Below are 13,367 nucleotides of genomic sequence, written 5' to 3'. Positions count from 1 at the left end.
AAAAGTATTTGCCAATAAATAATTATTGAACTTAAACTCAACTGAAATTTAAAAAGACCATTTAAGTGCTAACTTGACATTAATACCTTCCTCATTTGCAAAATACCTCAATCTATTTAAATAATCTCTATACATATTGTTAAGTATGTTATCTGCTTGTGCCGAAATATTAAAAAATTCATGTCTCACTTTAAAATCAAATGCAATTCTTGCATTCATTAAAAAATAAGCATCTGGACTTGCTAAAAAATCCTGGCTTTCGAGTAAATCACTTCTTCGAAAAACGTATTTACCTCCAAGCTCAATAGTCATATTTCGTGCAATGGAAATTCTATCGATTCCATAATTTATTGATGTGGTCAATTGATGCGATGGAATATAAGGAATGCCAACTTGGTTAATAAGATCTCTACTTTTAATATATGAAAACCTATTCACCCAGTTTAATTGATCACTCAATTCTACTTTTGCCAACACGTCCAAACCATAAATGAGAGCATCAGTCTGTTTGTAAATAAACAATGGAAATGCTCCCCGAATGGTAAGTCGAAATTCCTTCTGTGGCTCTAGATAAATATATCGATTAATTTTTTGGCAATAAATATTGGTTTCAAAAATAAGTCGATGTGATATACTCACGGAACTTGTAAACATTCCTTTATATGAATGCTCGGGCATTAAATTAATATTCCCTTCTTCAATTCCAGCAACAGCTTGATGTAAGCCAGAACTATATAATTCATTAACTTCCGGAGATCTTTGTGCCAGACCAACGTTTAAACGCAATATCCATGGTTCTAAAACTTTATATTTTATACCTCCTGCCAAATTAAAATTTTGAAAGTTGTGCTTTCCTTTTTGAAAAACCTGAGGTGTTTCTTTACTCTGATAAGTAACATTGAAAGAATTCATATCATATCTCAAGCCTCCTTCATAAGTTACGCTGGATCGAACTCGTTTCCATTGAAGATAAGCTGCCAGGTTGTACAAATTATAATTTGGAATTAATGGCAATATGCCGGTTCCAGATTGATTGGTGTTCACATTCAGTTTAGATTGTACACCATAATTAAAATGATGATTTCTAAGCTCTAATCGATCCTTAAAATCTAAGTTATACGATTGCATTAATAGATTTAATGCTGGTGTAGAGCTTCGTCCATTTCTGCGGACGTCAAATTCTCGTCGGTGGTTTATTTGAGCAGCCGCAATCATTTCATATAGATGAATTTTTGTTTGACGTTGATGAGAAAATTTAATCAAATAATGCCCAACCTTTTGTTTTGGTGATTCAATTTGGTAAGAAAACTGCTCTTGAGTGAAAAGTGGAATTTCTTTAGTAATAGCTTGTTGTAAATCGGTTACATTTCCAATATGTGATCCTCGTAATATGCCTAACTCTGTATTAAAGATACTTGCATAAATTCTAGTGCTATTTTTTATTCGATCCCTAATAAAAAAAATAGAACTACTCAATTCTTTTAAACCCGTATTTGTCAGATAGTAATCAGGTGTACTTCGATCGCCACCATATTTTCCACCAAGTGTCCATCGACAATCAAATTTCTTTTTTGATACTTCAACTTTAGAGGCATATGCTAATAAATTTCCATTTGTCTGAAATGAAATCAATTGGATACCATGCAAATGTGGATCTTTAGGAATACTGGCCGGTTCCATTAATACCACACCACCCAAACTATTCCCACCATAAGCAATTACATCTACACCTTTTATTACTTTAATTTGTTCTACAGAGAATGGATCGATCTCAGGTGCATGATCAGAACCCCACTGTTGCCCAGCTTGAACAATTCCATTATTCAATATACTAATCCTATTTCCACTCATCCCATTGATAATAGGTTTAGCAATTCCTGAACCATTCTTATATGAACTTACACCTGTAACTTGCTCTAACAAAACAGCAAGGGGTTCCCCACTATGCTTCTCTATTTCATTATAACGTATCGTATTCTGACTGGCACCCTCTGATCCAACTCTTGAGCCTTCAATGGTTATACTTTGAAGAAAATGTCCATGATGTTCTAATTCAATAAATAAAAAAGTGTCCCGTAATAAATCAATAAATAATTTTTGTGATTCACATGCCGAATGATCAATTGTAATATGATACGTTCCTTTACACAAATTACTGAATTTAAAAAAACCAATCGAATCAGTAAATAATTGCTGATTCGATTCTTCTATATAAATTCTAGCACCCGATAATCCTTCACTTTCATGAGGATCAATAACTGTACCCGCTAATGTAAGTTCACATTGTTGAGCATTAACTCTTATTACAATTAGGCAATAAATAAAAGTGATGAATAGAAATTTATTTTTCATTTCACTTCTACATTAAATTCCACTTCAATATCTGTTTCACCTCCTGCATTTGTTATATCCCCCTGACTAACATTCTGTGCATCCTTATTTGGTTCATGTCTTAATACTATTTTAATTGTTCCTGAACTTGGATCTCCTGTATTCATCGAAGATTTAACACCAAGAGGTTTCCCATTTTTGTCAAAATCTGCATAATGAATTGAAGCATTTAGAAAATTACTCTTCAAATAAAAAAACTGGTGTGCAAAATCTTCCGATACAATTTCATGAGTTATCGTATCAACAGGATTAACTGATTCATTTAATAATTCTAAACTTCCAGCATAAGTTGTATTAGCCTTTAATGATCCTGAAACATAATATATAGGATTTAAGCCGCCACTTCCATCTACATCCTTGAATGAAAGAATGACTTGATTCCCGTTCGAATCCGATAGTGTATAAATAAATGTTGTAATAAGTTCCTCTTGATTTACAGGCTCATCATTCGGTTGACATGATCCGAAAATAATTAAAGTTAAAAAAATATAAATACTATAGTGCCCAATATTTTTGAATGTTTGCATGATAATAAATTTAAAAATGTTAATAAATAGTTCAATGTTCAAATTAAATTATTAAAATTAATTATAATAAATTTGAAACTCTATGCCTAAATGAATAAGTCATTTAGATCAATCACTCTTATAATTTGTTAAATGCAAATAGGTGGGCCTCGAATATTAAAAACGCTTAAGTCATTTAAAACATCATATTCTGCATTAGAAATGAATTCCTCTAAATAATAAACTAAATAATGAGGTTTTTCAAAATCAGGTAATTCAATATGGAAGACATAAAACAGGTCTTCTAAACCACATTTATTAAATCCCTTGGAAATATGTTGCGGATGCTTACATCCATGATGATTGTCTCCATGATAAATTGCCCTATGACATGGATCTGCTTCTTCAGCGTTACCATGAAGGATTGGATCTGCCGAATGGAGTTCACAATGATGAACATAATTAGGTATAGTGATTTTAACAAAACCAAATAGTACAATTCCTAGGATCAGATACTTAATACCAGATAAAATTTGAAATATTACTTTCATCATGTACATCAATAGCAAATATACGTATTAAGACCAAACAATTATTAGGAGTTCAAGGTATTTAAATAAATAATAACTTAAAATTTGTTTTTCCACATCATACTCTCCACGGGCTTGATGGAACGTTCGTTATATTTTGCATTTGGCTTTTTATTATAAAAATGATGGATTTCACCTTCAACCAAAAAATAGATCAATTGACCGATGGGCATACCTGAATAAACCCTGACCGGATGAACGCACGAAATTTCCAATGTCCAATGGTTACAAAAACCAACATCTCCCTTTCCTGCTGTGGCATGTATATCAATTCCCAATCTTCCTACACTTGATTTCCCTTCAAGAAAAGGAACGCTATGATGCGTTTCAGTATATTCTTCTGTTACACCTAAATAAAGGGTTCCTGGTTTGATCACAAATCCCTCTTCTGGAATTTCGAAATATTTAATTTGGTTGTGTTTTTTGGCATCCAATTCTTCATCAACATATATGGCCAATGTGCTTCCTAAATGAACATCATATGAATTGGTTCCCAAACAATCTCTTCGAAATGGTTCTATAACTATTTGTTTCGATTCAATGGCTTCCAATATCTTTTTATCTGTTAAGATCATATTTTATTAATTATCCAAGATTTGACCGTTTTGTCATCTGAGGCCGAAAGTAATACTTTTTCTTTTTCCATCCATAATAAATAATTAACTGAATGTGTATGGGCCTTATATTTTGTCATTGAAATTTCCTTTATTAATTCTAATGTGATATCATCCCAAATTCGAATACTTCGATCTCTGCTTCCCGTTATAATTAATTTATAAGAATCCACATTAACTATACTATTAATAGTATACCAATGAGCATCAATTGAATGTTGAATGATTGGATCTTGATTCAATAGAAAATAATGAAGTTGTGCATCCATACCTCCAAGAATTAATCGATTTTTGCTGGTACTAAAATTTAAACTAAAAATAGTTTTCCTAGACTCAATTTGAACCAATCTATTTACTATTCCACTCTTGAAATGATAACTAAAAATATTCCCCTGTCGATCTCCAACAAATAATTGTTCATTCACTTTATCCATAAAAAAAGACCTTAACCCAACGGATCCTACTTTAATTGAATTGATGTACTTTAAGTCTTCTTTGTTGAATTGTGTTATCAAGCCATCACCACTGATTCCAAATAAGCTTTCTTGGTAAGCACAAATACCAAATAATGGACCTGTATGAAATTGAATTTGTCTGGGTATAAGTTTATTTTCTGTGTTAATTACAAACAGATAACCTTTTTGAGTTCCAACATAAATGATAGGTCGTTTTTCATCTACACAAATGCTAAATATAACATCAGGTATTTTAGCTATTACTTTACCATTTAAATGTTCATGGACATTCCATTCAACCAACAATCCATCACTTCCCCCACTAAAAAATGAAGCTTCTTTCCAACTTTCTGCCAACGCATAAACTGATCCTGTGTGTCCATTAAATTGTTGCCCTTGTAAAATATCTATCATCCTTTTCAATAATAGAATAAAACCTCATCCAAATTCTTTCTGTGAATATTTGGAACCATAACGTTTGGTGCTGGAAAAGCTACTGGAATTAATAAAAAAGGTTTTTCATGATCAGGTCTTCCTAGGATTTCCTGCAAAAAATTCATCGGGCTAGGAGTATGAGTTAATGTAACTAAACCTACATGATGTATTGCTGCTAATAAAAATCCACATGCTATGCCTACAGATTCCTGAACATAATAATTTTTTTTCTTTTTCCCATCAACCACATCATATGCCTTTCTAAAAACAACAATCAATGCCGGAGCAATTTCAAGAAATGGTTTTTTCCAATCTGTTCCCAGATGAGTCAAATCATCCAACCATTCTTCCGACATTCTTCCATGATAATTTTCATATTCCTCAGCTTCCGCAGCCATTCGAATTTTCTGTTTTATTAAAGGATCTGTAACTAAACAAAAAGTCCAAGGTTGTTTATTGGCACCTGAAGGTGCTGTATTCGCAATTCGTATAATCTGTTCCAATATTTCGCCGGGAATTGGCCTATCTGAAAAATCTCGCACAGTCCTTCGATGATCCATAAATTCAAACAAAGCATGAGCTCGTTTTTTCATTTCTTCTTCTGAAAATGAATAAGCTTCGTATGGAATAAATGCCAGATCAGTCATTATAAATCTCCCAATTGAGGTCTCAAAATAATTTCTTCAACAACCGCAGAAGGACTCATTTTTAATACTGCAAGTATCGCTTGAGCAATATCATCACCTTGCATCAAACGATCTTCAGGTAATTCAGCACCAGCCCAGGAATTCGACCAGGTCGCCCCAGGGTAAATGGTACACACTTTGACCCCATCATTTTTAAGTTCTTCCCTCAAACATTTACTAAATCCACTCAAGGCAAATTTTGAAATACAATAAGAACTTCCACCGGGATAGGCTTGCAATCCTGCAATGGAACACATATTAAAAATGGCTCCGGATTGCTTTTGAATAAAATGATGCAATAATCCACGAGTCAAATGATATACACTATAAAAATTAGTATTCATCAATAACTCCATTTGATGATCCGGTTCGGTTTTTATGGTTCCTTGAAGAAAGGTCCCAGCATTATTCACTAAAATATCTAAGCTAATCTTTTCTTTTTTAATAAATTGAATTAGGGAATCAATTCCTGCACGTTGACTCAAATCACTGGCATGAACCCAAATTCTTAATTGACTATTAAAAGATTTTAATTCAAGCTGTAATGCCAATAATTCTTCTCTGTTTCTTCCGGTTAAAATGACTTCAATCCCTTCCTTAATAAAAACTTTTGCAATGGCCAATCCAATACCCTTACTGGATCCTGTAATTAATGCGATCATATTACGAAGGTAAAGATTAATTTTTATCCAGAACCTTTTTATTAATGGTTTAGAGTAAGACAAACTACCCAATAAAATCATATATTCTCCTAAAAAGATATGATATTATAGTATTATAAATTAATGCCAAGACCTATTTTAAAACACAATGGCTATTCTTTTTGTTTTTATCATGCTGTTGGTTTAGCTTTGCGGCAATGTTAAGAAACTATATATGAAGTGGCTCATTAATTTTTTATTCAAATCATCTATTGGCCAAAAGGTGGTCATGAGCCTTTCCGGGCTTTTTCTGATTCTTTTTTTAGTTATTCATCTATTAGGAAACCTTCAGTTATTAAAACATGATGAAGGTGAGGCGTTCAATAGATATACCTACTTTATGACTCATAATCCTCTTATTATGATCATTTCCTATACCCTATACATTACTATTTTAATACATTCTGTACAAGGGCTTTCACTTTGGTCTAAAAACAGAGCTGCAAAAGGAAAATCTTATGCAGTAAGTTCCAATTCCGGAACTCATATGTCCGCTAGATATATGGCACATCTGGGTATTATTATCTTTGTATTTCTTGCCATTCACATGTGGCAATTCTGGTTTCAAATGAAATTTGGAAGTTTGCCGATGTTAAACTATAACGGAGCAGACCATTCCTTCAAAGACTTATATACTCCGGTTAAAGAAGCCTTCAGCAACATTTGGTTTGTGATTTTTTATACCATAAGTATGGTGGTACTTTCTTTTCATTTAATCCATGGGTTTCAGTCTGCCTTTCAATCTCTGGGAATCAACCACAAGAAATATAATACCTTGATTTCTTCGATTGGATGGGTCTATTCCCTAATAGTACCCATTGGATTCGCTATTATCCCAATTTATATCTACTTTACCCAACAAGTCTAATATTCCTATATGTCAATTCTTAATGCTCATATACCTGAAGGTCCTTTAAGTGATAAGTGGACTAAGTATAAATCAAAAGTTCCATTAGTTTCTCCTGCAAATAAACGGAAAATAGATATTATTGTAGTTGGCTCAGGTTTAGCAGGGGCTTCTGCTGCTGCCAGCTTGGGTGAATTAGGATATAATGTACATTGTTTTACGTTTCATGATAGTCCCAGAAGAGCTCATAGTATAGCGGCCCAGGGTGGGATCAATGCAGCAAAAAATTATACTAACGATGGCGATAGTGTTTATAGATTGTTCTATGATACCATTAAAGGCGGGGATTACAGAGCAAGAGAAGCTAATGTGTACCGTCTGGCTGAAGTCAGTGCCAGCATTATTGACCAAGCTGTAGCCCAAGGCGTGCCTTTCGCACGTGAATATGGGGGGTTATTGGAGAACAGATCATTTGGAGGTGTACAAGTAAGTCGAACTTTTTATGCGAGAGGTCAGACTGGTCAGCAATTATTAATAGGAGCATACCAGTCTTTAAGCCGCCAAATAGCTTTAGGTAATGTCAAGATGTACAATAGACATGAAATGCTGGATCTAGTTGTTGTGGAAGGTAAGGCGCGTGGTATCATTGCAAGAAATTTATTAACAGGTAAATTGGAGCGTTTTGGAGCTCATAGTGTTGTTCTTGGAACGGGAGGCTATGGTAATGTGTTCTACCTGTCCACGAATGCAATGGGATGTAATGTCACAGCCGTTTGGAAGGCCGTGAAACGCGGAGCTTTAATGGCCAATCCATGTTTTACACAAATTCACCCAACTTGTATTCCGGTATCTGGCGATTATCAGTCAAAATTGACATTGATGTCTGAATCCTTGCGTAATGATGGTCGGGTATGGGTTCCGGCAAAAAAAGAAGATGCCATTGCCATTCAAAAAGGACAAAAAAAAGGAAGTGATATTCCTGAATCTGATAGAGATTATTTCTTAGAACGTCGATACCCGGCGTTTGGGAATTTAGTTCCTCGTGATGTAGCATCGAGAGCAGCTAAAGTAGAATGTGATAAAGGTCATGGGGTGAGTCCAACGGGATTAGCCGTCTTTCTTGATTTCAATGCTGCCATAGAGCGTTATGGTAAATCAAAAGCGAATGTAAAAAACATTCATAACCCGGACCAAGCCACAATTATTAAACTTGGAACTGAAGAGGTATCCGAAAAATATGGCAATCTTTTCGAAATGTATGAAAAGATTACAGGAGAAAATCCTTATAAATTGCCAATGAAAATTTATCCTGCTGTCCATTATACCATGGGTGGTTTATGGGTGGATTACAATCTTCAAACCAATATTGAAGGTTTGTTTGCCTTAGGTGAAGCGAACTTTTCAGATCATGGAGCCAACCGTCTTGGCGCGTCTGCATTAATGCAAGGATTAGCAGATGGATATTTTGTGCTTCCCTATACCATAGGTGCTTTCCTTTCTAATGAAATCCGTACACCAAAAATAAATACCTCAAGCCCTGAGTTTGATACTGCAGAAAAAAATACCAAAGACACACTTAATAAACTCATCAACATCAAAGGAAATCAATCCGTAGAATCTTTTCACAAACGCCTTGGTACCATCATGTGGGATCGATGTGGAATGGCTCGAAATGCTGAAGGACTCATGCAAGCCAGAAAAGAAATACAAGCCCTACGTGAAGAATTTTGGAAAGATGTATTTGTCCCAGGAACTGTTGATGAATTCAATCCTGAATTGGAAAAAGCAAGCCGTGTAGCAGACTTTATAGAACTTGGAGAACTCATGGTCATCGATGCGCTCAATCGCAAAGAATCCTGCGGTGGTCACTTCAGAGAAGAATACCAAACCGAAGAAGGCGAAACCCTTCGTGACGACGAACAATTCAAATATGTTGCTACCTGGTTATGGCCCGACTTAAATCAAGAACCACAATTAATTAAGGAAGACTTGATTTATGAAGAAGTGAAGATCGCTGCGAGGAGTTATAAATAAATGTAAAGTTATTTAAGACTTATGCTAGCCCAAGTTTGCAACTTGTGCAGGTTCCCCTTATGCAAGTGCAAGTTTGCAACTTGTGCAGGTTCAGATTAATTATAATAATGTAAATACAAGTACCATGGTAGCTCAAGTTTGCAACTTGTGTTGAGGCAATTTATACTTTATAAAGAATATAACTTGTACTATATTTATAAATATTTAACACGGCACAAGTTGCAAACTTGCGCCAGCAAGGGGTGAACTTGCATCAGCAAGGGTAAGTTAATTTATATACGTTTACATAATTTTATGCTAGCGCAAGTTTCCAACTTGTGCTTGGTTACTTTCTCTAAACTTAACACCTTATTTTTTGCTAGCGCAAGTTTCCAACTTGTGCTGGGTTACTTTCTCTAAACTTAATACCCAATTTATTAATAAAGAAAATAATTAAGCTCAATAAAATAACAACTCAAATTAATTATTTTTATATCAAGAAATATTTATTTTTGTTCTATGAGCACCAAATATAAATTTTTAGATCCTGAAGGTATTTATTTTGTCAGTTTTGCTACAGTACAATGGATAGATATTTTTACTAGATTGGAGTATAAAGAAATATTTTGCGATAGTATCAGATATTGTCAATTAAACAAAGGACTAATTATACATGCTTGGTGTTTGATGTCAAATCATGTTCATCTCATTTTCTCTGCTAAAGAAAAAGGAACACACTCCGATATCCTAAGAGATCTTAAAAAATTCACAGTTAAAAAAATAGTTGAAGCAATTAAAAATAATCCTTCAGAAAGCCGAAAAGAATGGGTACTAGAAAAACTGTATTTTGCAGGTAGTCAAAACTCAAACAATAAATATGTTCAACTTTGGCAACAAGACAATCACCCAATTGAAATATTTAGTCCAAAGGTAATTTCTCAGAAAATTGAATATGTCCATAATAATCCGATTGTAGCTGGTATCGTCTGTGAAGCACATCACTATTTATATAGTAGTGCATGTGATTACATTGGGATTAAGGGTTTGATAGATGTTGAAATTTTAGATATTCCTTCAAGCTTAGTAGGGTATGTACTAAGTACTTAAAATTAAATTTAAAAAGGCACAAGTTGCAAACTTGCGCCAGCAAGGGGAAAAGTACAAATTGTATTTGACGCTAAACTAAAGTGTCAAAATATTCTAACAGCATTTGAAAACTTAATCAATCAACATAAAATAAACTATCTTGCTGTCCGTTATTTTTCTATGAAGGTAAACTGGAATTTCGTATCATTTATGTTAGCAGTGCTAGCAGTCTTTCAATTGTATTTCACCACTTCAGATTTTAAAAAATCTAATTCAGAACTCATCAAATTAATGAACATATTTGAACTAAAAATATATGATGCGGTTGAAAATCATCTAAGTAAGATAAAGACAATGTATGAAAATGACACTTCTTTAAATATTTTAAACTTTTTACAGGAAGATAAAAATATTAAATTACTTCAAAATAAAAACAATATTAAATTTGAAAATAAAAACATTCTCTCTTCTTCATTCCGAACTTTGCAAAACTTACCAAAAAGCATAGCTTTAAGTAACGAAAATATTAATCAATTAAATTTAATTTCTAGTCAAATAGAACTTACTTCAAGATTAAAACAATTTCTTAAATTAAACTCAATTGCGAAAGATACTAATACAATTTTTCTATTTAAAAATTCAATATGTGAATACTATCCATTGGCTAAACTCAATGTTCAATCTCTATTCCAATTTACTATAAATTCAGATTCCTTAGCTCCTGCATCAAATAATTTTATGCTGTATGAAAATAAACTACTTAAAAAATATAATAATGTTTTAAAATGCAAAATTCTCAATCCGCTTACAAAAATTGATGACTCTTTTTCAAGAAATTTTGATCTTTGATTATGAAATTACATAGTGTTGTATTCGTAGTAATTAATGTAGTAATATTTTGTTATTGGCCTCTTAAAAATAGTGTAATCAATTCCTATGTTAAGCAATATGAGTCCTGGGATATTGATTCGGAATTAACTACATATAAAACGAAATTACACAATCAATATTTAGAATCATACAATAATGCATCAAAACTAATTTTAAAATATGACCTTATAGAATTACTTTTTATGTTGAACCAAGAGATTCATTCTACAACATTTACAACTTTAGACTCACTCATTAAAATATACAATGAAAATAATGCACCACCATATTTTGCCAATCATAATATTTCGGAAATTATTACTTCAAATCAATATCCTTCAGAATTCGAATCTATATTGAAGAAGCTTGCTATTATTGACTTCGCAGAACATGTTTACTTAAGTTCATTAGGTTGTAATTTCATTTTAGATAGATTTTGTGTTATAAAAATACCAAATAATGCACCAGTAAGCAAGTATTGTGTGTTTGGTTTAGCAAGTTCATTTGATTCTGAAAATACCTTTGGAAACTATCTCGTAATTGGTAATAACACCATACTAGACCCTTTAGAGGTACCCTATAAATTAACTTCCCCCTTTGATTCTACAACTCTAATACATAAATACGTTAAACTATACAATCAAAAAGATTCTCTTATTACTCCCTACAAGACCAAAATAATTGATTTAGACTAATCAAGAACTTAGTATCATTCAAATCTAATGCTGTCCTGGATCAATATGGGTCAGTGAACCACTAAATCCATAACATAACAGTTTCATGAAATTTGCAACTTCATATGAAAATATATTAACTTGCTGTCCGTTATATTTTTTATGAAGGTGACTTGGTCTTTAATTTCATTTATATTAGCACTGATCCTAATCATTCAATTGTACATTACTGTTACGGATTATAAGGAAACTAATGCAAAATTAACAAATTTTATAACGGTCTTCCAAAAATATTTAAGCTCAAATCCTTACCATCATTTTACTATTGATGAGTTGGAAATTAAAAATTTCAATATTAATAAGCCCAAGAGTTTGTTTCAATCATTGTCAGATTCTATTAAATATTTATCTCAATCGATTTGCATAAGTTCAACAAATATAGACCAATTAAATTTAATATCTGATAAAATAAATGCTATAGTAAATTTAGAAAATTATAACAAATTAAATTCTGTTAACAGAAATTCAGAAAATATGATTCATTTAGTTAAATATTCTGAAAATAAATATTTTTATATTCCACATCTTCCAGATATTCAAACCCAATTTATTATAAATTCAGATACCTTGGCTATTAATAATAATAACTATATTCTATTCGAAAATAAATTTTTCAAAAAAAATAAAAATTCTATTCAATGCATTTATCAAGATACCATTACAAAAATTTCTAAGACTTATTCAAAAATATTTAATTAATGTTGATGAAAAGATTTAACTTAATTCTATTTACACTTAATTTCATTTTAATTTTGTATTGGTCTATTAAAAATAATACGCTAGAAAATTACGCGGAGCAATATTCAAAATGGGAAATAGGTTCAGAATTAAGTTCGCATAAATTTTATTTATCAAGAGACTTAGTTATATTTCCTGAAGTCTTACCAAAATTATTCAATTTAAATTATTTAAAATTGCTTTCCGATTTAAATGAAAATATTAATACTACTAATTTAACTACTACCGATTCACTGGTTAATAAAATTGTGGAACAAAATGAATCTTTAACTTCTTTTCCATATGAAAAGCCCAATTTTAATAAAAATGATTATCCACCTGAATTCGAATCAATTTTAAATAAATTACTTATTCGTTCCATTGCGAATTATATTTCCGATAGATCTCAAAAATCTGGTTATTGTTGTTGGGGTGGATATAATTTAATCAAAATACCAAATGGTCATTCTATTAGAAAATATAGCTTAATTTATTTAAATTATCCATGTAATGATCGTTATTTTAATGGAACCTATTTCGTGATAGGAAATGATAGAATCCTCGACCCTAGTGTGAATCCATACATTGTTTCCTCCCCATTAGATTCTACAACTATAATATACAAATTCGTCAAACAATACGGTGAAAAAGATTCTCTAATTTCTACCTTCAAGACCAAAATTATTGAATTAGATTAGTTAAGTTGTTGGCATATTTAAGGC

At 32.1% G+C, this 13,367-nt stretch carries 14 protein-coding genes; 7 read left to right on the top strand and 7 right to left on the bottom strand.

Annotated elements, in window-relative coordinates; translation table 11 throughout:
* Positions 1–48 precede the first annotated feature (48 nt).
* The 7 genes from IPK88_06705 to IPK88_06675 form a co-directional block, all read right to left on the bottom strand.
* On the bottom strand, positions 49–2,352 hold the full coding sequence (locus IPK88_06705) for a TonB-dependent receptor (GenBank protein ID MBK8243095.1): 2,304 nt from the start codon (positions 2,350–2,352) through the stop codon (positions 49–51).
* Positions 2,349–2,918 carry a type 1 periplasmic binding fold superfamily protein gene (locus IPK88_06700; protein MBK8243094.1) on the bottom strand — a complete coding sequence of 190 codons (570 nt, stop codon included), beginning with the start codon at positions 2,916–2,918 and terminating at the stop codon, positions 2,349–2,351. Before IPK88_06700 ends, IPK88_06705 begins: the two co-directional genes overlap by 4 nt.
* Positions 2,919–3,046: 128 nt before the next feature.
* Positions 3,047–3,451 (bottom strand): hypothetical protein, encoded by a 405-nt coding sequence (locus IPK88_06695; GenBank protein MBK8243093.1) that lies wholly within the window; start codon positions 3,449–3,451, stop codon positions 3,047–3,049.
* A 74-nt stretch (positions 3,452–3,525) separates the two neighbouring features.
* Positions 3,526–4,062: a dCTP deaminase gene (locus IPK88_06690; GenBank protein ID MBK8243092.1), complete on the bottom strand. Its 537-nt coding sequence runs from the start codon at positions 4,060–4,062 to the stop codon at positions 3,526–3,528.
* Positions 4,059–4,970: a hypothetical protein gene (locus IPK88_06685; protein ID MBK8243091.1), complete on the bottom strand. Its 912-nt coding sequence runs from the start codon at positions 4,968–4,970 to the stop codon at positions 4,059–4,061. The genes IPK88_06690 and IPK88_06685 overlap by 4 nt, the downstream gene beginning before the upstream one ends.
* A 5-nt stretch (positions 4,971–4,975) precedes the next feature.
* Positions 4,976–5,638 carry a nitroreductase family protein gene (locus IPK88_06680; GenBank protein ID MBK8243090.1) on the bottom strand — a complete coding sequence of 221 codons (663 nt, stop codon included), beginning with the start codon at positions 5,636–5,638 and terminating at the stop codon, positions 4,976–4,978.
* Positions 5,638–6,339, bottom strand: a complete 702-nt coding sequence (locus tag IPK88_06675; GenBank protein ID MBK8243089.1) for an SDR family oxidoreductase — start codon at positions 6,337–6,339, stop codon at positions 5,638–5,640. The genes IPK88_06680 and IPK88_06675 overlap by 1 nt, the downstream gene beginning before the upstream one ends.
* 214 nt (positions 6,340–6,553) lie before the next feature.
* On the opposite strand from IPK88_06675, the gene IPK88_06670 reads away from it, so the two are divergent.
* The 7 genes from IPK88_06670 to IPK88_06640 all read left to right on the top strand — a co-directional run bounded on the left by IPK88_06670 (position 6,554) and on the right by IPK88_06640 (position 13,343).
* Positions 6,554–7,246: a succinate dehydrogenase cytochrome b subunit gene (locus tag IPK88_06670; GenBank protein MBK8243088.1), complete on the top strand. Its 693-nt coding sequence runs from the start codon at positions 6,554–6,556 to the stop codon at positions 7,244–7,246.
* Positions 7,247–7,255: 9 nt separating this feature from the next.
* Positions 7,256–9,259, top strand: a complete 2,004-nt coding sequence (locus tag IPK88_06665) for a fumarate reductase/succinate dehydrogenase flavoprotein subunit (GenBank protein MBK8243087.1) — start codon at positions 7,256–7,258, stop codon at positions 9,257–9,259.
* Positions 9,260–9,757: 498 nt separating this feature from the next.
* Positions 9,758–10,345, top strand: coding sequence for a transposase (locus IPK88_06660; GenBank protein ID MBK8243086.1), 588 nt, complete (start codon positions 9,758–9,760; stop codon positions 10,343–10,345).
* A gap of 270 nt (positions 10,346–10,615) precedes the next feature.
* The gene (locus IPK88_06655) at positions 10,616–11,173 is read left to right on the top strand and encodes a hypothetical protein (protein ID MBK8243085.1); all 558 of its coding nucleotides are present in this window, start codon (positions 10,616–10,618) and stop codon (positions 11,171–11,173) included.
* Between the two features lie 2 nt (positions 11,174–11,175).
* Positions 11,176–11,889 carry a hypothetical protein gene (locus tag IPK88_06650; GenBank protein MBK8243084.1) on the top strand — a complete coding sequence of 238 codons (714 nt, stop codon included), beginning with the start codon at positions 11,176–11,178 and terminating at the stop codon, positions 11,887–11,889.
* 141 nt (positions 11,890–12,030) lie between these two features.
* Complete coding sequence (locus IPK88_06645; protein ID MBK8243083.1) at positions 12,031–12,627, top strand: hypothetical protein; 597 nt, start codon at positions 12,031–12,033, stop codon at positions 12,625–12,627.
* Between the two features lie 5 nt (positions 12,628–12,632).
* A complete protein-coding gene (locus tag IPK88_06640; GenBank protein ID MBK8243082.1) occupies positions 12,633–13,343 on the top strand; it encodes a hypothetical protein in 711 nt (236 codons plus the stop codon).
* Positions 13,344–13,367: the final 24 nt, after the last annotated feature.

The sequence above is a fragment of the Candidatus Defluviibacterium haderslevense genome, from assembly GCA_016712225.1.
Lineage (GTDB): Bacteria > Bacteroidota > Bacteroidia > Chitinophagales > Saprospiraceae > Vicinibacter > Vicinibacter haderslevensis.
The sequence above is the reverse complement of the archived record's forward strand: the minus strand, read 5'-3'. Positions and strand labels throughout refer to the sequence as shown.